We start from the raw sequence: 22,077 nt of genomic DNA, 5'->3' as shown, positions 1-22,077 counted from the left end.
CATTTAGAGCCACCTAAATCAAAAGCATAAAAATGAGAAAAACAATCGTCTATAGCTTATTTAGCGGTTTACTATCTATTTCTAGCTGTTTTGCTAGTGATGAGGGAGAGCGTAAACTGATTAATGAATTGCGTCAACTTAACTTATCAGAACTATTGGACATCGTGGTATTAGATGACGTGTTTGATATTTTTGATGCACTGGTTGCTATGCAAAAAGTATCGGTTGCTACAGGGAAAGCCCAAAATATTGCACATGTACCTGCCGTCACCAGCATTATTACTGCTCAAGATATAGAAGCCATGGGTGCAACCCATTTAGATCAAGTATTGGAAACCATTCCAGGTTTGCATGTTGCACGTAGCAGTTTAACCTATAGTTCGCAATATTTTATTCGTGGTATTTATTCAATCCAAAACCCTCAAACCTTAGTGCTTATCAATGGTATTCCGTTAAAAAGCTTGTTTGCAGGTGAAAGACAACGGGTTTGGAGTCAAGTTTCACTCAATCAAATTGCCAGAATTGAAGTGATGCGCGGACCTGGTTCGGCACTTTATGGTGCAGATGCGTTCGCAGGAGTGATTAATATTATTACGAAAACAGCTTTAGACATCAATGGCACAGAAGCTGGAGTTAGACTCAGCAGTTTTGATACTTATGAAACATGGGCACAACATGGCAAACGTTATGGTGATTTCGATGTGGGTTTTATGTTGAATTATTATAAAACCCAAGGACACAACGAAATTTTACAAGCTGATGGCCAAACTCATTACGACAAGGTGCATGGTACTCAGGCCTCTTTAGCTCCTTCAGACATGCCATTGCAACGTGAAATGATTGAAGCGCGTTTTGATATAGGCTATGAGCCAAACTATTCAAATCAATGGCGTTTACGTTTAGGTTATCAGGGGCAATTTGACGTGGGCACAGGAGCAGGTGTTAATCAAACACTGGATAAATGGGGTTTTTATGATTCTGAAACATTGAGTATAGATTTAACCCATATATTCACTCCTGAGCAATTAAATAATTGGGAATTTACCAGCCGAGCTAGTTTTAGAGATACTTATTACCATGCCAATGAACAACATGTTGCCCCCGTTGGATTCAAAGGTGTTTATTCTAAAGGGCGCGTAGGCATTCCCTATTTAGCTCAAACCAATACTTATCTAGATTTTGTTGCAGCTTACAGTGGATTGGATTCGCATCAACTTCGTATGGGTGTAGGTTATTTTTATGGCGATGTGGATGAAATTTCTCAATATATGAATTTTGGGCCTGATCGTGATGGGAACTTGATTCCGCCCAATACTCCAACTTATGTGGACTTATCAGACTCACCTTACACCTTTATTTCAGAAACAGCTCGCAGCAGTTGGTATGGGTTTATTCAAGATACATGGGCGATAACCAATAGCTTAGCATTAACTTCTGGTTTGCGTTATGACCATTATAGTGATGTTGGTTCAACCATGAATCCGCGTTTGGCCTTGGTATGGCAAACATCAGAACGTTTGACCACTAAATTATTATATGGTGAAGCGTTCCGTGCACCTGTGTTTTCTGAAATCCATATTTATAGCCCATTGCTAATAGGTAATCCAAATCTAAAACCTGAAAGAATTAGAACTTGGGAGCTTGCCTTTAATTATTATCTAAAAGAAAACCTATATTTAGGGGCAAATATATATACCTACAGAATCAGTGATGCAATTCAAACTTATTACGATCCTGAAGCGCAGGCAAAACAAGAACCGACTATTTTAAATAAAGGCAGTTATAAAGGTCATGGTTTTGAATTGGAAACACGTTGGAAACTGAATCCACGTATGAGTTTGATGGCGAATTACAGCTATCAGCAAAGTATTGATGAAACTGTAAATGATGATGTGGGTATGCTGCCAAGCCAAACCGCCTATTTACGTTTTGACTGGTTACTGGGACATCATTGGTATTTGGATACACAAGTACACTGGATTGCTGGCCGAAAACGGGCGTTTAATGATCCTCGTCCTGTGACAGGTGATTATACTACTTTAGATTTGACTCTCCGTCATAAGAAATTGGAAGATAATCAATGGAATATTGGGTTCGGGGTTAAGAATTTATTTGATGATGAGGTAAAAGAACCCACTGTTGGAACAAATCCTAGTGGTTTTATCAATATTCCATACGATTTACCAATGGCAGGAAGACAATATTTTGTTGAATTCAGTTATCGTTTTTAGTGTTAAAAAAGGGTTTGAATTATATTTTACAACTAGTTGCTACGCTCGGCGTGATAACTCAGCTTTGACGCTCTGCGTCATGTAAAATCATTATTTTTTCAGATGTCAAATGAACTGTATAATGAGGGCTGGCAGCCTCTACACTTTGACTATAGTCGTTTTGCTTTAAAGTGATACAGGACTGGCAGTCCTCGATTTTAAAAGTGATCGATATTTAAATTATAAAAGGACTGCCAGTCCTAACACATAAATCAAAATTGACTATACCAGCCCCAAAAACCTCAAACTCTAAATAACTTGATGGGCTTCTTTCTCAATCTGTTTGTCACCGCGTAATTCAAATACCATAGATAAAATCACAGGCACGAGGAACAAAGTGAAAAAAGTCGAAATCAGTAATCCACCAACCACAACTGCCCCTAAACCTCGATACAATTCACTCCCTGCACCGGGCATTAGCACCAATGGCAACATACCACCGACTGAAGTTAAAGTACTCATCAAAATTGGGCGCACACGAGATTCAACTGATTTGATAATCGCATCTTGAGGGTGTATTTCACCAACTTCTTCACCAATATCGGAGCGACCCGCTAAGAAATTCAAAGCCTGATGCACGATGAGAATCGCATTATTTACCACCACACCCGCGAGAATTACAAAGCCTAAAATCGTCAGTACATCCATATTTTGAATTGGCAAATAGCGTTCAACCACGCTGACATGATGCACCCACGCCAAACCGATAAACCCGCCCAAAGTCGCTAACGGCACAGTGACCATAATCACCAACGGATAAAACCAGTTTTGGAATAACACCACCATCACCAAATAGACCACTACCATTGCCAAGAATAACGAGCTGGACATTGTGCCTAACAGGCTACCATCACCCATCAAGGCTTGTTTGATGTCGTTCAATTTGCCCGCACTACCTGCCAGTTGCACTTCAACCAATGGCGAAATCGCACCTTGTTGGCGTAATTCGGCCACCATGCTGTGAATCGAATTAATTGCATCTTCCATTGCTAAGCCTTCAGGTGGCGTGAATTGTAAAGTCACAGCCCGCTGACGGTTAACGTGTTTGATTTGGTCTGCATCTTGTAAACGCTCTACTGTAGCAACGTTTTCTAAATCAACAACATGACCTGTCGGGGTGGCTAAAGGTATTTGCAATAGCGCGTCAATCGGATTGTCATTGCTTAAAGCAGCTTGAGAAATCACTTTAATATCTTTTAGCTCACCACCGATTTCAAAGCCACGAATCATAATATAACCATCGCCATTCGCAGCCACCGCAATCCCCACATCGCTGCGGGTTAAACCCATATTTTGCAAACGCTCATCATCTGGCGTAATCCGTAATTCAGGCGAAGGTAATAAGAAATTAGCAGGTTCTGGCACAACCGCATAAAAACCAAATTTACCGAATATTTGAAACAATAATGCTTCAGCCCCTTTATTGACAGAGGCTAAATCATCGCCGACTAAATTAATATTAATCGCAGAGCCTGTTGTACCGCCTGTTAAAAACAATGGGAATTGGAACGCAAAATTAACCACATCTGGTGCACTTGCCCCAGCAGCAGCCGTATTGAGTAAATCAATGGCATCAATAGCAGTGCGTGGATCATGCGGCAATGCACCGTGGAACATTCGCCCACCCATTGCAACTAAGAAATAATCATCCAATGCAGGCGCAATTTGTTCCTTGCCATCAATCATAATCATCGGACGGCGATCAGTTGGATCAGGTGCATCTGTGCCACGTATTCGTGCTTCGACTTCAAACTTATCCCCCGTATATTCCCATGTTGGGCGTACGAATTTTTCAATTCTTTCACCGACCATTCGCATTTGCTCAAGGTTATATCCTGGTGGTGGAATCATAATCCCAAACACTGCATTACGGTTGCCTTTGGGTAAATAATCCAGTGGCGGAATCAGCAGTATAATGCCGATAAAGGTGACTATGGCAAAGGTTACAGTCAAAGCAATACGGCGAAACCAAGTATGAATGAAAAAGCTAACGATACTGGCAATCCATTGAGCAATGCCGCGTTTTTGATGGTTTTGTTGTAATTTATCCTGTGCACGTTTGGGCAGATGTAGAAAACCTGCGGCAGTGGCAGGAATCACCATAATCGAAACTAAAAAGCTGATGCCAACCGATGCCATGATTGCCAATGCAATATCGCGGAATAGTTGTCCTGCTGAATCTTGAATGAATAAAATCGGCAAGAACACCATCAATGTGGTTAAAGTCGAAGCCAGTACCGCGCCTGCAACTTCATGCACCCCTTCAATCGCAGCTTGTACGGTATTTTTGCCCATTTCCAAATGTCGAAATACATTCTCAATTACCACAATCGCATTATCAATCACCATCCCGACCGCAAACGCCATCCCTGCTAATGAGATGATGTTAATGGAACGTCCCAAGGCGACTAACACCACCATGGCGGTAATCACTGAAATTGGAATTGCGATGGCAATCACGCCGATGGTGCGTAGTGAACGTAGAAAGAATAATAAGGTTAAGGTTGCTAAAAAACCACCAATCACGATGTTATTTTTAACTAAATCAATCGCTTGATTGACGTAGGTTGAGGAATCCCACACTTGGACTAATTCCAGCGTGCCATCAATGCCAAGGCGTTGTGCTTCTTGTTGTAATAAACCATTTGGTTCATTGAGTGTTTTCAACTCGGCTTTGATGAACTGCATGGTTTCTAATAAGTTTGCTCCATGTTGTAGTTGGAAATTGAAAAACGGCATTAACACGCCACGTCCAAATACCCAATCTTGCAATTCTTTATAGCCTTCTTCAATGATGGCCAAATCGCCTAAATAAATTGAGCCAGCTTCATCACGACGCACCACTAAACGTTCAACTGCTTTAATATCAGAAAAACGCCCCACCGCGCGGACACGAATATCATTTTTACCATCACCTAAACGTCCACCAGAATAATTTTGATTGTTTAAGCGAATCGCATTTGTTAGCTCCGTGTAAGTAATCCCGCGTTGTGCTAATGCCACGGGGTCAATTTTAATTTGTAATTCTTTCTCTCGCGCCCCGACAATGCCGACTTTTGATACACCTTTAATTCGTTCTAAACGCGGACGTAAACGCCGTTCCATAAAATCGTATAAGGTCGATGAATCAAAATTAGGATCGGTTGCGGAGAATCCAACCCAAGCAATGTGATCGACAGAATCGGGGTCAACGGCTTCGACTACAGGTTGTGATACGCCTTCAGGATAGCCAATCACTTCATCTAATTTTTGCAAAACTTGTTGCATGGCTTGATTGATGTCAACGCCGTTTTCAAATTCTAAACGCAGTTGGCCTTGTCCTGCTTGGCTGATACTGGTTAAGGCGACTAAGCCTGTGACATCGCCTAGTACCCGTTCTTGCTCGGTCACGATGTCGGATTCAATTTCTTTCGGAGAGGCATTTTCCCAAAAGGTATTGACTGAAATCACCACTGAGTCGACCGTGGGTGTCATTTGGATTGGCACTTGCGTAAATGCCAGAATACCTGCCATCATCGCCATCAGGACAACGACAATGACAGAGATCGGTTGTTTAACCGCTGAGTCAATAATGTTCATAATTGGTTGTTTTTTCTCGACGTAATATTTAAATATTAAACAGTTGTTTTAAATCAATATTGATGTTTTCTAAGGCAACTAATTCTATTTGCGCATCACAATTTGGTTTTGTATGTAAATTATATTTCCCATCTTGTGGCGCTTGAAATATTTCTAATTGATTGGCAGCAACATCTAATAACCAAAACTCTGGAATATGGTGCTGTGCATACAGTTTAGCTTTGATATTTCGATCATAATGTAAAGTTGAGTCAGCCACTTCAATAATAAGTAAAACATCTTCTGGATTTGGATGTGCTTGGTTATAAGGTTGTTGACGTGGACATAATAGCGCAATATCTGGCTGAGGTTCGCTATTGCCGTTTAAACGCACAGGATTTTGAATTCTTACCCCAATATCATCAGGGACCGTTTTAATAAACAAGCGAGCTAAACGGTCAACCCAATCTGCATGTGCATATCCAATCGGTGGCATATCAATAATCTTCCCTTCAATCAGTTCTATTCGCGCATTAGGTTGTAAAATCCCAACTTCTGCCATACGATAATATTGTTTAACCGTCAATGTATGCAGGGTTGGATAGTCTGGTGGTTGTGAAAAATATTCAGCAGCAACACTCATAAAAACCTCCAAAATAAACGTTTGATATTAGGCTTGATAAATGCTCAGTTCTAGCATAACAACTTCTTTTATATGAAATTATTCAAAAGGTCTACCGTATTGGGTAAATGCCCAGATGACAAGTAGATACAGTCCCATCAGTGATTGTACACCGCTGACAATGCGTATCCAGCCTTTGCGGATTTGCAGTGAGAAGTCTCGGTGTTGGAGTTTTCTGATCCATGTACCCACGTTGTATTGTCGCCAGCCAATGTGAAAGGCATACATGAGGCTGACATAAAATGCGATGGATAGCACTTTGAGTTCGTATTTGATTGCGTGCCACCAGCCTTGTTTAGATTTTTTCATGCAGAAGGGTCTACGCATATCGGGTTCGATGTTGCCTTTGGTGATGCCGTGGCGGGTGCTATGGGTTTTGATTTTGGATTGCCAGATGATTTCAAATTGGTTGTGTTTGGGGTCGATACGCAGGGCAAACCAGTAAATCAGGGTAAAAAATAGCATTGAAACCAGTAGGATATTGATAGCTCTGAATGGCTCAAGTCCGTAAGCGGTTGTCCAGTTGAATAAAATCTTGCTCAGGATGCTGTATATACTTGCCCAGCCGCCTTGTTCCCAGTTTGCTTTTTCATATCCGACTTGAATGATATTAGTGACATTGCGTTCTACTTCGCGCATTCCGTTTTTGCGGTAATAGTCGCGTAGGGAAATGAGCATTGGAGAGATTGATTGTATTTCTTTGTCGTAGTAACTTACATCTTTGAATAGTTGTTTTTGTTTTAAAAATGTTGGAGCAAATTTGTGTGGGTTTGGAGAAGAATCTAACGACGGCAAAAAAGTAGATTGACTAAAATTTGTTAGATTAAAGTTTGCATTAGACAATATGGCATCTGTTAAATTAACCTTTGTTAAACTTGAATTGAAAAACTCTGCACTAGATAAATTTGATTTTGTTAAATTAGCTTTATTTAAATCTACGCTCAAAAATGTAGTATTAGATAAGTTAGCTTCTAAAAACTTTGTTTCAGTTAAATTTAAGATATTATTTCTTGTTTCATTTCTTCTATTGTTATTCTCATCCCATGTTATCCAAGTAAAACCTGCTGCACTTGATTTTATAGTTGCTTGAGTTAAGTTTGTATAAGATAAATTCGCTTTTTTTAAATTAACATTGTCTAGCTGAGAGCTAACTAAGCTTGTGTTTTCCAATAATACTTTAGTTAAATCAGAGTCAACTATTTGAGTATTCTCTAGGCTAGAATAACTTAAATCAGCATTTACAAGTTTTACATTACTCAAATAAGTAGCTAGCATTATTGAGTATGATAAATTTGCACTTGATAGGTCTTTATTTAGTAAAAACAATCCACTTAAATCTGCACCACATAAATTGATTCTCCTTGGGTCTTTAATATATTTTAGTGCTTCTTCTCCATATTCAAAGGTAGTCACCGTGATATCATTAGAAATGCTCATAGTTGGTTTATAATTTAAAGGTATATTTTTAAAACTCATATCAGTTACCCACTCCTGATGCAAAGGTAACCACTGTTCTAACAAAGCATCAATTTCTTCTTGAGTAAATTTATAACCTACATAAGGTGAGTGAAAACCACACTTATCCTCTTGTCTAAGCCCTTTAGCCATATATGTATGACCCTCCTCTAACAGCTCTTCAATCGTATATGTATGCTGACTTTCCTCTGCAAACAAACTCGCAGACACACATAACAAGCCAAGCAAAATAAATATTCTCATGCTGTTTTCTCAACTATTTGATAGAATAAGTTAAATCTATTTTGGGACACTCTCCATGTCCAACCAAGCAATATTATATTTAGACGTTTGTGCTTACTGTCGTCCATTTGATAATCAACAATCATTACGTATTCGCTTAGAAACAGATGCACTATATATACTTAATTCTAAAACACGTTGAACAAGGGCATTATCGTGAACAAGGGCATTATCGTATTGCTGTATCACCTGTACACTTTCAAGAAATCAGTATGATAAGTAAACCCAACGAACGTTTAGAATTAGAATCATTACTTAAACGTTTACAAATGCCCTTTGAGTACCAATTACAACAAGCAAGAATACATGCTGAAAAACTTTACACTCAAGGCTTTGGTGTCGCTGATGCTGCACATGTTGCACTTGCTAAACAAGTAGCAAATAGATTTATCAGTTGTGACGACAAATTACTCAAAAAATGTCGCAAAACAGAACTAAACCTAATAGCCATGAACCTCGTAGAATTTGTTACATCAGAGAATTTACAATGAAAACAGAAACCATTTTATCCGAAGAACAGCTAATCCAGCAGGCAATGGATGCGTTAATTAACAAATTAGGCATACTTGAAACAACCCGTTTCTTGGCCTTAAAACAACAAGATAAACTTGATTCTGTTGAAAGACACCAACAATGGCAAGCAGGCTTAGATAAAGACCCATTCTTTGATCAAGTGTTTGGGAAATTATGCTAAAGCCTTATCTAATACTTCATTTTCTAATTCTTCTATATTTTCATAAGCTTGAGTCTCTACAGCATGTTTACGATATTCATCTTAAAAAAATAAAGCATTTTGGCTATAGGTTGTAAAAAAACAAGCAGTTATAAAAAATATCCAAACTATTGCTCTATTTATGAATCTTTTATAATTTATGGATGATTATCATCCATAAATTTTTGGCAATGTTAACCTTCAATATTAATAGATATTTTATGCTTGCTATTTTAATTGATGTAAATAGTTGCGTACTTGGGATAAATCGACATCACCACTAATGGTATTTAGCTGTTCAATTATTCTAAATGGGTGAATTCAAAAATTTCTAGTGGGATTATCGGTAAATATATATCGTTATTTCCAGTTAAATCCAAAGACGACGGTTGCTTTTGTGCATTATTGATGGATTTTATCTAAAATATTGGCTGGGGTTTTAAATCTACGCATGATGTCATCCTTTAAAATTCAATCCTTGTTTGCCTTAATAATGCTTTAAACAGATTCTCACATAGTCATCGTAAAACTAAAAGCAATTCACCTGCAAGCCCTATTGATATCTACTATTGTCAACCAATCAACCAATCAACCAATCATGCCATTACTATATTTTATCTGACCTATCCGCTAGACTGATAAGCAACTTTATATAATCTCAACTAAGGACACATATCATGCAATTGATATTCTATGCCCTATTGCTCTGCCTTACACTCCCTGCTTATGCTGAAGAACCGCCAAGCTTCCTATTTTCATGGGGAGAGCAAGGTGAACAGCCTGAACAATTTGACAATCCCACACGCCTTACCCAAGACTCAGAAGATAATATCTACGTACTGGATAAAGACAATTTTCGTATACAGATATTTGACTCTCAAGGGGAATTGCTACAAATTTTGGGTGAAGAAGGTGAACAACTTGGCCAATTTATCAACCCTATTGATATTGCAGTAGACAATGCGGGGACAATCTATGTACTTGACTCAGAAATTCCTCGGATTCAAATGTTTGATATAGAAGGGACATTGCTACGCCAATGGGAAGCCAAAAATAATGCCTTCATTGCTGAATTAATCAATCCCCAAGCAATTGAAATTGATGATAATGGCTATGTCTACGTGCTAGATACAGGCAATTTTAGAATTATTGTTTTTACACCCGATGGTGATTTTTATTATGAATTTGGGCAAAAATATGACTTTGAAGACCCCGAACTAAGCGAAGAAGAAGGCAGATTTATAAATCCTGTGGATATCGCCTTCAATAAGGAACAACGTTTGATTTATGTGATCGATACTGAAAAAAACTATATTCAATATTTTAGTGTTGACGGTGAATATTTGGGATATTTTGGTAGTGAAAGTGAATTAGAAGAAACGAAATTTGTTCAACCTAGCAGTATTAACGTAGATGAATATAATAATCTCTACTTTACAGATACAGAAACCCACCTTATTCAGAAATTTAATTCAGAAGGTGAATTACTGTCTATTTGGGGCGGTGAAGGTTTTGACGATGGACTATTTGACCAGCCTTCAGGTGTTGCCATATTAGGGCAAAATATTTATGTTTCTGATACATACAACCAACGTATCCAAGTGTTTGGACAAAGCTACATCTTAGAATTAGGCAAGGCCACTGGCACAGGACTTGGCTCAATAATATCATCAGAAGGCCAAGTTTTATGTGATGCAACATGTAAACAAATTAAACTCAGCTTCCCACAAGCCATCACTTTAAGCTTAACTGCAACCCCAGATAAAAACAGTGTATTTGTAGGCTGGGAAGGAGATTGCACAGGTACAGAACCCAGCATCGAGCTTACAGTGGAACAAGCAACCCAATGTCAGGCTAAATTTAAAGACAGTGCTTTGCTACGTGTGGAGAAAATAGGTTTTGGTGTTGTCCTTGCAACCAGCGCAGCAGGCGAAACCCTAGCATGTACACCCAGTTGTCAAGGTGGTTATCAACAAGGTGACACCGTAACATTAAGCGCAATTGCGGGCGATGAAGAAGCATTTGCTTATTGGGTTGGTGATTGTCTCGGTATTGAAAACCCTAAAACCGTGACATTAGATCAGGCCAAATCATGCACCGCGATTTTTAGTCAATACACCTCTACTTTTGCAGGCACAGGCTCACAAGGCTTAACCAAAGACATCACTCATGCCAGTTTAGTACAACTCAATGCACCGTATGCCATTGCATTTATTAATGAAGATGAATTATTAATTGCAGAACGTGGCAACCATCTTATTAGAATTGTGGATGACTTAGGCACAACTGAAATTTTTGCAGGCACAGGAGTGGCGGGCTATAGTGGTGATGGTTACGAAGCCACCAGCGCACAATTTAATTTACCATCAGATATTGTGGTAGATGAATTTGGCAATGTATATATTGCAGACACAGGCAATCATGTGATTCGTATGATTACACCTGATGGCATTATAACCACGATTGCAGGTACACCACGGATCAGTGGTTATAGTGATGGGGTACTCAATGCGTTCGATGCCCGTTTTAATCGCCCTCGAGGTATTGTTTATGCTAATGGCAGTTTATTTATTGCAGATACAGGCAACAGCTTAATCCGTCAACTGATAGATGAAACCGTTTTAACAATTGCAGGCAATGGTGTTGCAGGTTATTTGGATAGCGATGAGGCATTACTAGGTCAACTGAATAAACCGCAAGATATATTAGTCAGTTCAAGCGGCACACTGCTGATTGCAGATACCAATAATCACGTGATACGGGAATTGGTTGATGGTAGATTACAAACGATTGCAGGCAATGGAAACGCAGGCGTTGTGTCTGAAGGTAGTTTAGCACTTGAATCAGCAATGGGTACACCTGTTGGTTTAGCCAATGGAAAAAATGGCATAACCTATATTGCCGATGCAGAAAATAGTGCAATTTGGATGCTTTCTGATAATCAGCATATTTATAAATTGATTGGTTTTGGTGAAAATGCTGATTTTAAATTAGCAGCGGGTGCGGGTCTGACTTCTCCCATGGGATTAGCCGTTGCTAAGGAACAGGTTTATATTGCTGAAGCGGGCAACAATAAAGTGCGTTTAATTGGTGCGCTTCCAGAAGAATCGCGTACCTTTTTCTCCTTACCTTCATTTGAAGATGAACCGATTCAACTCACAGCTAATGTGCCTGTCAATACACCAATTGATACCACGATTGATATTTATAATATTGGCTTAGCCAATTTGAGCATTGATTTGATTAGTTTAGAAGGAGAACACGCCTCTGAATTTTCCATTGTGACTCCGTTTCCGCTGAATTTAGCTCAAGGGACAAATACGCCTTTAACCGTGCGTTGCGCCCCTGCTGATGTGGGTGCAAGAAAAGCCTTATTGAGATTATCTACCACTGATGAAGAAGTACCAGAAGTAGAATATCTATTATATTGTGCTAATACACCTGTCTTTGCATCCAAACCAAAGGTAGGCGGTTTAATTGAATTTGATACAGTGGGTATAGGCCAGCCTTCAGAAAAAAATTTAGTATTGATTGAACGCGGTGCGGGTGATATTCAAATCACAAATGCGGAAATTATTGGGGAATTTGCTGATCAATTTACTTTCTATAGTTTAGAAGATAGTTTTCCAATTATCATTGCTGATGACAGTGAAGTGCAAGAATTATATGTGCAATGTAACCCACAAACCACAGGTAAGTATGAAGCCACGCTAGTATTAACCACCAATGATCCAACTCAAGCACAGTCAGCTTATCACTTGTCTTGTCAGGGTGTTGGCGCGGATGCCGAGCTGGGTTTTTTATATATAGATACCAGTGGTGCTGGTTTTGTTGAGCGTTGCGGTGAAGAATGCACCAAAACTTTTACCTTAGACACCATTGTTTCGTTAACGGCTAAACCAGGATCAGGTTGGGGCTTCTTGGGCTGGTCTGGTGATTGTAATGCTGAAGGTCAAGTGCAGATTGAACAAGAAAATGAGTGTATTGCGCACTTTGCCGCCTTATCTCCACAATCAGGTGATGTTGATGGTTTATATGTTAACTATGGGCAAACCGCTGAAGATTTACACATTGAAGAATATAGCAGTATTTCTGGTGGTACATTAGCAGGTGAAAACATTAGCCAAGGTTGGATTTCTAATGTTGAGTTAGATGACGATGCGCGAATTGAAGGAGGGAATATCAGTGGGTTTAACGTCAATCGAGGCACAATGTGCGATTTGCGCATCACTAATTATTCTGAAGTCACAGGCGGTGAATATTGTGGAGAAATTGAAAATGATGGCACATTATTCGATGTGGAAATTGATGAAACAGGCAAAGTTACAGGTGACGGGCGTTTTGAAGGGGTCATAGTCAATAATGGCAGCATGTGCGGTACACTTGAATTAGGAGAAGAAACCTATATTTTAGGGGGTGAACTGGGTTGTGAAATTGACGGTGATAAAGATGACCCAGCAATTATCGGTAAATCTAAAATCCAAGAAAATACGGTGTTAGACAATGTATGCTTAACCGCAACCGTGGAATTAGCAGATAACGTCTCTTTAGGTGATAACGTCACCTACAATTTAAATACGGGTAATTTATCATTACAAAGCTTTTGTATTGAACCTAAAGACTTAGAGCAATTTGATGAAAGTCGGATGCGAGGTACAGAAGAGCAGGCTTTTGCGACCTTTGATAATGAACATATCCAAGCATTAGCACTGGAAGCGTTTGAAGTGATGACCGAATTGCAAATTGCCGAGTTTGATGAAAGTGCGCTGGAAGGCATGTTAGTTGAGCAGTTTGAAAAATTACCGCCTGAAATATTGAAAGGTTTGGATCTTAACAATATGGGTGGATTGCCACCTGAAGTAATTGGGCTGATGAATCGAGAACATTTGGCCGCGCTAAATCAAGCCTATTTTATCGAATTATCGGGGCAAGAAATTGCGGAATTCATGACCAACTTTAATGCTGAATTATTCACAGTGGATGACATTGATGAATACTTGCCTGAGGATTGGGGTATTGAAATCGAAACAGGTGAATTATTGCCACCCGTCGGTGCTAAATTAGCGTGTAAATCCTTACCATCACCAAAAGATTTGCCAACTAATGTGGTTTTACCTAATAAAAAATTCGACTTGAATACGGATTTAAGTCTCGGTGGTAAAAAAGCGGACAATACGATTTTGCAAGATTTCAATAATGCAGCAGACAGTGGTAGCAACTTTAATCAACAAGATGATGGTGTGGTTTTAGGCCAAATTAGTGGCAAACAATATGCGTTTATCATTGATGTGAACAATGTGCAGCAATTAGATGCGAAAGCAACCGCTGAAGTTAAATCTGATGCTAAAGGCCAATTCACTGTGACCACCACTGAGCAACAGCAATTTCCATTATTACCTGCACCCAAAAGCCCAACCGCATTGGCCAATGTGCTAGGCGATGATAGTAAAGTGGAGCTAAACGAATGGGGTGATGTATTATTAAAAATTGCAGGCGAATATGTGGTGGTAATTTTCAGCTCTGAAATTGAAACCGCAGAAGGTGAACAAGCAGGCTTTTATCCGCCAAATGGTGAAAATACTCGTGCGATTCGTGAAGGACGGGTTGTATATGATGATGGGACTTCACAAACAACCTATCCTGCTGTTTTATATCCAGAAACTTTTATTGGTTTGGTGGAACAGATTGCGGGTGTGGAAAGTGTTATATACAACGTTGATGGCAGCTATTCTCTCATTTATAACAGCCAATCATTAACCTTGTTGCCAAATTATGGTGCAATTACCCAAAGTTTGGATGAATGGGAGCGAATTGATCCTAGTTTGGCTTTAGTCGATGGAAGTTTGCAATATAAAGTCCAAAACACAGGTAACAAGCTGTTAGTAACCTTAACCTTAACCATTAGTTTTGACTAGTTGCTCGCTTTAGCAAATTAGCGTCTAAAGTCTAGGATTGTCAGTCTTCGCAAGATTGGCAATCCTTGATTTATATTAGTTGTTGGATAGGGTTGAATCTAAGTCAGTCATCGGTGTTATGTGCTTATATTCAACCAATCAGCCCTAAAATTTTTATTTTTGATCGAAAAAAATGATTTTTAGCTGAATCTTGAATCAATCACACATTATAAATTTCTAAACCAGATGAACTTCTACTATAGTAGTTTGACTTTAAAGTGTTATATTGAATCTTATATTTCAGGATCAGCAACCCTAATGTGCGAGATAGACATCGCGATCAAACAAGATAAATACATTTTATTGACAGTATAAATTATAACTTATTGATAGTAAAAGCTAAGTGTTTTTCGAAATTTATCAATGAGTTAAAAACCTGGCTGAAACAATGTAATTAGGTTATTTAAAAAATTTATAATTCAGTTACAATAACCCCTGCTAACAAATAAAAAATACAGATAGCATAAAAAAATGAGTCATGACAGTCAGTTAAACTGTTTGGCAAATCATTTGCACATTTAAATAAATACAAAAAGTGTTTTGGGTGGAGATACTTCTATGCTGCAACTAGCGGATTATACTAGTCTTGAGACAGTATATCAGGGACAGGAAACTATTGTTTATCGTGCCTACAGCAAAATAGATAGACAGCCTGTCATTATTAAAACATTAAAAACAGATTACCCTAATCCAAAACGCCTTGCGCAATTTCACCATGAATATGAAATTACCCAAGGTTTAAATCTAAATTGGGTAATCCAGCCGCTTGCATTAAAAAAATATGAAAACCGCTGGGCTTTGATATTTGAAGATATTGGCGGTGACTCATTACAAAATGTACTACAGAATCAAAAATTAGACCTATTAACAACTTTACAAATAGCAATTGCATTAACCGATGGTTTAGGTGAATTACACGCTAATAATATTATTCATAAAGATATAAAACCTGCTAATGTTATTATCAATTTAGATAAGAAAAAAATCAAAATCACTGATTTCAGTATTTCTTCACGTTTATCCCTAGAAAGCCAAGGAATTAACAATCCAAACACAATTGAAGGCACTTTAGTTTATATGTCACCAGAGCAAACTGGGCGCATGAATCGTAATATCGATTATCGAACGGATTTTTATTCTTTAGGTGCTTTGTTTTATGAATTGTTGGTTGGTCACCCGCCGTTTCAATCCCTAGACTCAATGGAATTAGTGCATTGTCATATTGCAAAAAAACCAATAGCAGCCAATGAATTAAATCCAGATGTGCCTTATATGCTATCTAAAATAACCATGAAGTTATTATCAAAAACAGCAGAAGAACGCTATCAAAGTGCCTACGGTTTAAAAGTTGATTTAGAAAATTGTCTGCGCCAATATCAAGATAAAAAAATCATTGAAGAATTTATCTGTGGCGGTCAGGATATTTCAGATAAATTTCAAATTCCTCAAAAATTATATGGACGTGAGCAAGAGATTCAGCTTTTACTCAAATCATTCGACCGCGTCAGTCATGGCCGTAGTGAAATGATGCTGGTTTCTGGCTATTCTGGGATTGGTAAAACCTCACTTGTACAGGAAATTTATAAGCCAATTACGGAGCAACGTGGTTATTTTATTTCTGGGAAATTTGACCAATATAAAAGAAATGTGCCGTATTTAGCTATAATTAATGCTTTTCAAGAACTCATTCGCCAGTTACTTACTGAAAATGAAACCCAATTGTCAAAATGGCGTGAATACATTTCTGATGCTTTAGGGAAAAATGCCCAGCTCATTACTGATGTGATACCCGATGTTGAATTGATTATTGGTACACCCGAGCCTGTTATTGAATTACCGCCTACTGAAGCCCAAAACCGCTTTCACATTACATTTGAGAATTTTATTCGGGTATTCGCCCGTCCTGAAACGCCTTTAGTGGTCTTTTTAGATGATTTACAGTGGGCAGATATTGCTTCTTTGAACTTGCTACAAATATTAATGACAGCTCATGCCAGTTTCCATTTGATGTTAATTGGGACTTATCGTAATAACGAAGTTGCTGAATTTCATCCCTTATTGCTTGCTATAGAAGATATTAAGAAAACAGGCACTTTGGTGCATCAAATTTCACTTGTACCTTTAGAATTACCCAGTGTAAACCAATTACTCAGCGATGCACTCAAACGAGATTTAATTGAAACCGAAGAATTATCAGAACTTATTTTAGGCAAAACCCATGGCAATCCGTTTTTTATTGAAGAATTCTTAAAATCTTTGCATGAGGGAAAATTACTGTCATTTTCTTATCAAACATGGTCTTGGCAATGGAATATGAGCCATATTAAAGACCAGGATTTTACTGAAAATGTTGTAGAATTCATGACAGATAAAATTCGTCAGCTAGAGCCTCAAAGTCAAAAAATTCTCCAATTGGCTGCCTGTATTGGGAATCGGTTTGATTTACGTACCTTAGCCATTGTCTGTCAAGATACGCTCAGTACCACTTTAGAAAACTTAACTGAAGCAAATAATGAAAACTTAATTTCCACCTTGAATCATGATGAGTTGTCATTAGCTATTTATCAATTGTCCAATTTTTCTGAAGATGAATTGGATGAAGACTTTACGATTCAATACAAATTTGGCCATGATCGGATTCAACAAGCTGCGTATTCTTTGATTCCTAAAGGTGAAAAACAAGCGATTCATCACCAAATTGGCCGACTCTTATTAGAAAATACCCCTGCTAACAGAAGAGATGAAAAACTATTTGATATTGTTAATCAGCTTAATTTAGCCACAGACTTGATTGTGACGTTCAACGAAAAAGAACAATTAGCACAATTAAACCTTGTCGTCGGCAAAAAAGCCCAAGCAGCTGTTGCGTATGAAGCTGCATTACGCTATTTGGTTGCAGGAAAAAATCTTTTACCTAGAGACAGTTGGGAACGCCAATATGATATGACGTTGGCTTTGACTGTTGAAAGTGCCGAAGCAGCGTATTTAAATGGTGAATTTGATTTGATGAACGAGTTGATTCATGAAGTCTTAACTCACGCTCAAGCATTATTAGATAAAGTCAAAGTATATGAAATTAAAATTCAGGCTTTGGTTGCACAAAATCAATTAGCCTTAGCAGTTGATACCGCTTTATTTATTTTAAAACAGTTAGGGATTAGTTTTCCTAAAAAGCCCCAAAATTACCATACTTGGATAGATTTGATACGTATTCAGCGTAAATTGTTACGTCGAGAAATTGCCGATCTAAGTGGTTTGCCATTAATGCGTGATCCAAAAAAACTAGCTGCGATGCGAATTATGTCTAGTGCAGTGATGCCTGCTTTATTAACTAAACCCGAGTTATTTCCTTTACTTGTGTTTCGCTTAGTCAATGACTCTATTCATCATGGTAATTCACCTGTATCAGCTTATGGCTACGCCAGTTATGGTATGTTTTTGTGTTCCAGAATAGGAAATATGAAAATGGGCTATGAATTTGGCAAATTAGCCCTGAATTTAGTTGAATGCTCTCATACAAGAGAGATGAAAACCCGTATTTTAGTCATGTTTAATGCATTTATTCGCCATTTTAAAGAGCCACTTGAAGATAGTTTACAGCCATTACTTGATGCTTATCATATTGGCCTAGAAACGGGGGATTTAGAATTTACTGCCCGTTCTATCAATTTATATACTTATTACTCTTATTTTGCTGGTAAAGAGCTATCTCAAGTTGAAGATACCATGAATACTTATACGGGTGCTATTCAACGCTTAAAACAAGAAGAAGTGTTAGTTTATATTAAGTTATATCGACAATCTGTATTGAATTTAATGAGTGATACGGATCAGCCTTGGATGCTAATGGGGGAAAGCTATAATGAAGAAAAAATGCAAAAAATCTTGCAAAACTCTAATAAGACAGCTAAGTGCCACTACCACATTAATAAGCTGATTTTATGTTATTTATTTCATGAATATCAGGAGGCAACTAGCCATTCTTTATTAGCTGAAAATTATATTGATAGTGTTTTAGGGCTATTTGTGATCCCTGTCTTCTATTTTTATGATTCTTTGACCCAGTTAGCCTTATATCATGATGTACATAAATTTCAGCAAGAGGTTATTTTAAAGAAAGTCCGTGCTAATCAATATAAAATGAAACGCTGGGCAAAACATTCTCCAAATAATTTTTTGCATAAATATTATTTAGTAGAAGCGGAACAACAACGAATATTAGGTAATACTGCTAAAGCGATTAATTCGTATGATTATGCGATTGATTTGGCCAAAAAACATGGCTTTCTCAATGATGAGGCTTTATCACATGAATTAGCTACTCAGTTCTATCTTTCGTTAGGCAAATCTCTGATTGCCAAAGCTTATTTTCGTGAAGCGAGTTATTGTTATCTGCGCTGGGGTGCGACTCGCAAAGTTAAGGAATTAGAAGAAAGTCATCCAGAATTATTGCCTCCTGCAGAAAAAGCATTTACAACCATGGGTGGTAGCTACCACACAACAACCCATGGCAAAGCGTATACAACCATGAGCACCACGACAGGCTCAAGTACCTCGTTTGATATTATGACGATCATGAAAGCGTCGCAAACATTATCTGGGGAAATTGTGCTAGATAGATTAGTGCAAAAGCTGATTCATATTGTGATGGAAAATGTTGGAGCAGAAGAAGCATGGTTAATTCGTCATGAACAAAAAGAGTTAAATATCGAGGCATATGGCTATGTGGAAAAAGGTGACGTGTTTGTTTCAATTGAGTCTCAGTCAGTAGATTGCATTGATAAAGAAGGTTCTAAACGTTTACAGCTAGCAAAAAATATTGTCAGTTATGTTGCACGCACCCAAACCCCTGTAGTTTTAGATAATGCGATCGAAGATGAGTTATTTGGCACTGATAGCTATATCAAACAAAAACAGCCAAAATCCATACTTTGTGTGCCAATTATGTACCAAACAAAATTGACGGGCATTATTTATTTAGAAAATAATTTAACCACTGAAGCTTTTACGCCTGAGCGTTTGATTATGCTTAAATTGCTTTCAACTCAAATTGCGATTTCTTTGGAAAATGCCCTATTTTATGAAAAATTGGAAACTGCGCGATTTTCTGCTGAAAGAGCCCACAAATCAGCTGACAGAGCACGCCAACAAGCAGAGGCTGCCAATCAAGCTAAAACAACCTTTTTAGCCAATATGAGTCATGAGTTACGTACACCATTGAATGCGATTTTAGGTTATAGCGAAATCATTCGGGATGATGCTGAAGATATGGGCTATGAAGACATCATGCCTGATTTAGATAAGATTAATGCAGCGGGAAATCATCTCGTTAATATTATCAGTGATATTTTAAATTTATCAAAAATTGAAGCGGATAAGTTGGATTTACAACTGGGAGAGTTTAATGTTGAACACTTGATTGATGAGGTATGCAACACCATTCAACCAATTGTAGATTCAGATCATAACCAACTTGAAATTGAGAAAATGGATGACTTAGGCGAAATGTATTCTGATTATCATAAGCTGTCGCAAATCTTATTGAATATTCTTAATAATGCAGTTAAATTCAGTGAAAAAACCAAAGTCATTTTTACAATTAATATGATTACAGATGGCAAAACTGAATGGCTTGAGTTTAGCGTGACTGATTTTGGGATTGGGATTCCTGTACAACGTTTAGATAAAATTTTTGAGCCTTTCACCCAAGCGGATAATTCTAGCACCCGTTCTTATGATGGCACAGGTTTAGGCTTAACTATTAGTAAACGTTTTTGTGAAGCCTTAAACGGTATAATTGAAGTGGAAAGTGAAGTAGATCAAGGTTCTACCTTTACCGTGCGGATGCCTAGAAAAACATAGAGCTTCTGAAAGCAATGCTTCATTTCGTTCCAATATGGCTTTTTACTGAATTTTGCTTAGTCAAATAAGCGACACCATTTTGGTTTATAATGCTTTAATGCTCAAAACCTGTCATCATTAAAGAGTCATGGATGGACTCAAGACCAAGAGTTCAATCAGATTCATAAAGGTTGCAGGACATAAAAGTGGCACACAATATCCAAGTGTATTTAAGCAATACCATCAGGGGAACAGCATTATGAGCAAGGAACATCCTGAAAGTGGTGGCTATCAAACCTTGAAAGCCCACACCACCATGGAGCAGATTTTAAAAACGACGATGTCATTTGAGCAAGCTGCATATGAGTTTTATGGCCGCTTACAAGATCAGATCAGTCTTAGTCATCGTTTGTACCCTTTGATACAAGAATTGATCGATGAAGAAAAACAGCATTATGCTTTGTTTAAGCAATTGGCTCAACACCCTGATGTGCAAGCGCATATTAAAAATAAGATTAAAATCCCTGCTAGCGATCATCAATTTTCAGATTATATTCATCCGCCTCAATTAGATGAATTACCCGATGACCAATCAATTTTGCAATATGCAATGGGACGGGAAAAAGTGGCAATGGAGCAGTACTCTGCTTTAGCTGAAGAAACCCCCGCAGGGCCTATCCAAGATTTATTTCGCTTTTTAGCTAATGAAGAATTTGAGCATAAACAAGAGTTAGAAAAACGCTACTATGCTTTAATACATAAAAAGTAATGTCAGAAAAGAATACGGTGATTTTAAAAAAGGACAAGAAATAAGCTATTTATTGATAACGATGACTTGCTTCTTGCCCCTTAAAAATTATTGCATCAGCATCGGTTCAACAGGCAGACCATGACGTGCCCAGCTTACGATACCACCGCGTAAATTATAGACATTTTTATAACCATGTTGCTCCATAAACATACATGCTTGGCCAGAACGCGCACCTGTGCGGCAATAGAAAACCACTTTTTCATTATCAGGCACTTCACTAAAACGCAAAGGCAATGCAACCAATGGTAAGGCATCAGCATTTGCAATTGAAGCTTGTGCCATTTCCTGTGGGGTACGCACGTCAATCAACTTAAGAGGCGCATATTCTCTTAACCATTCCTCTAGTTCAGCTGGCTCAATTTCTTTAATAAACATAGGAAAACTCCTTGAATTTTATAATTTATAAGGTATTTTTTTGAATTTCTTGGATTATTGGTATTATTTTTTATTTTTCAAGTCAGAGAAGTCCAGTATATAAAAGGGTCTATTTC

The 22,077-nt window shown here is 38.0% G+C and carries 10 protein-coding genes; 6 read left to right on the top strand and 4 right to left on the bottom strand.

The features are described from left to right. Positions 1–32 precede the first annotated feature (32 nt). Positions 33–2,231 (top strand): TonB-dependent receptor plug domain-containing protein, encoded by a 2,199-nt coding sequence (locus tag ABXH34_RS09200; protein WP_353571580.1) that lies wholly within the window; start codon positions 33–35, stop codon positions 2,229–2,231. A gap of 288 nt (positions 2,232–2,519) precedes the next feature. Here ABXH34_RS09200 and ABXH34_RS09195 read toward each other — a convergent pair whose 3' ends face one another. From ABXH34_RS09195 to ABXH34_RS09185, 3 genes are all read right to left on the bottom strand, one after another. Then, positions 2,520–5,849 (bottom strand): efflux RND transporter permease subunit, encoded by a 3,330-nt coding sequence (locus ABXH34_RS09195; RefSeq protein ID WP_353571579.1) that lies wholly within the window; start codon positions 5,847–5,849, stop codon positions 2,520–2,522. A gap of 28 nt (positions 5,850–5,877) precedes the next feature. After that, on the bottom strand, positions 5,878–6,471 hold the full coding sequence (locus tag ABXH34_RS09190) for a Uma2 family endonuclease (RefSeq protein WP_353571578.1): 594 nt from the start codon (positions 6,469–6,471) through the stop codon (positions 5,878–5,880). Positions 6,472–6,549: 78 nt separating this feature from the next. Then, a complete protein-coding gene (locus tag ABXH34_RS09185) occupies positions 6,550–8,229 on the bottom strand; it encodes a pentapeptide repeat-containing protein (RefSeq protein WP_353571577.1) in 1,680 nt (559 codons plus the stop codon). A 146-nt stretch (positions 8,230–8,375) separates the two neighbouring features. On the opposite strand from ABXH34_RS09185, the gene ABXH34_RS09180 reads away from it, so the two are divergent. The 5 genes from ABXH34_RS09180 to ABXH34_RS09160 all read left to right on the top strand — a co-directional run bounded on the left by ABXH34_RS09180 (position 8,376) and on the right by ABXH34_RS09160 (position 21,544). Further along, positions 8,376–8,759 carry a hypothetical protein gene (locus ABXH34_RS09180; RefSeq protein ID WP_353571576.1) on the top strand — a complete coding sequence of 128 codons (384 nt, stop codon included), beginning with the start codon at positions 8,376–8,378 and terminating at the stop codon, positions 8,757–8,759. Next, complete coding sequence (locus ABXH34_RS09175) at positions 8,756–8,962, top strand: hypothetical protein (protein ID WP_353571575.1); 207 nt, start codon at positions 8,756–8,758, stop codon at positions 8,960–8,962. The genes ABXH34_RS09180 and ABXH34_RS09175 overlap by 4 nt, the downstream gene beginning before the upstream one ends. A gap of 695 nt (positions 8,963–9,657) precedes the next feature. Next, positions 9,658–14,895: an NHL domain-containing protein gene (locus ABXH34_RS09170; protein WP_353571574.1), complete on the top strand. Its 5,238-nt coding sequence runs from the start codon at positions 9,658–9,660 to the stop codon at positions 14,893–14,895. A 597-nt stretch (positions 14,896–15,492) separates the two neighbouring features. Next, positions 15,493–20,796 carry an AAA family ATPase gene (locus tag ABXH34_RS09165; protein WP_353571573.1) on the top strand — a complete coding sequence of 1,768 codons (5,304 nt, stop codon included), beginning with the start codon at positions 15,493–15,495 and terminating at the stop codon, positions 20,794–20,796. Positions 20,797–21,034: 238 nt separating this feature from the next. Then, the gene (locus ABXH34_RS09160; protein WP_353571572.1) at positions 21,035–21,544 is read left to right on the top strand and encodes a ferritin family protein; all 510 of its coding nucleotides are present in this window, start codon (positions 21,035–21,037) and stop codon (positions 21,542–21,544) included. 87 nt (positions 21,545–21,631) lie between these two features. Here the strand turns inward: ABXH34_RS09160 and ABXH34_RS09155 are convergent, their stop codons facing one another. Then, on the bottom strand, positions 21,632–21,961 hold the full coding sequence (locus ABXH34_RS09155) for a rhodanese-like domain-containing protein (RefSeq protein ID WP_353571571.1): 330 nt from the start codon (positions 21,959–21,961) through the stop codon (positions 21,632–21,634). Positions 21,962–22,077: the final 116 nt, after the last annotated feature.

Origin of the sequence: Candidatus Albibeggiatoa sp. nov. BB20 (assembly GCA_016744725.1) — a bacterium.
Taxonomy (GTDB): Bacteria; Pseudomonadota; Gammaproteobacteria; order Beggiatoales; family Beggiatoaceae; genus Albibeggiatoa.
The sequence above is the reverse complement of the archived record's forward strand: the minus strand, read 5'-3'. Positions and strand labels throughout refer to the sequence as shown.

Bases quoted from the DNA above. Each gene is read 5' to 3' on its own strand.
- ABXH34_RS09200 (WP_353571580.1), top strand. From the start codon at position 33: ATGAGAAAAACAATCGTCTATAGCTTATTTAGCGGTTTACTATCTATT.
- ABXH34_RS09195 (WP_353571579.1), bottom strand. From the start codon at position 5,849: ATGAACATTATTGACTCAGCGGTTAAACAACCGATCTCTGTCATTGTC.
- ABXH34_RS09190 (WP_353571578.1), bottom strand. From the start codon at position 6,471: ATGAGTGTTGCTGCTGAATATTTTTCACAACCACCAGACTATCCAACC.
- ABXH34_RS09185 (WP_353571577.1), bottom strand. From the start codon at position 8,229: ATGAGAATATTTATTTTGCTTGGCTTGTTATGTGTGTCTGCGAGTTTG.
- ABXH34_RS09180 (WP_353571576.1), top strand. From the start codon at position 8,376: ATGCACTATATATACTTAATTCTAAAACACGTTGAACAAGGGCATTAT.
- ABXH34_RS09175 (WP_353571575.1), top strand. From the start codon at position 8,756: ATGAAAACAGAAACCATTTTATCCGAAGAACAGCTAATCCAGCAGGCA.
- ABXH34_RS09170 (WP_353571574.1), top strand. From the start codon at position 9,658: ATGCAATTGATATTCTATGCCCTATTGCTCTGCCTTACACTCCCTGCT.
- ABXH34_RS09165 (WP_353571573.1), top strand. From the start codon at position 15,493: ATGCTGCAACTAGCGGATTATACTAGTCTTGAGACAGTATATCAGGGA.
- ABXH34_RS09160 (WP_353571572.1), top strand. From the start codon at position 21,035: ATGAGCAAGGAACATCCTGAAAGTGGTGGCTATCAAACCTTGAAAGCC.
- ABXH34_RS09155 (WP_353571571.1), bottom strand. From the start codon at position 21,961: ATGTTTATTAAAGAAATTGAGCCAGCTGAACTAGAGGAATGGTTAAGA.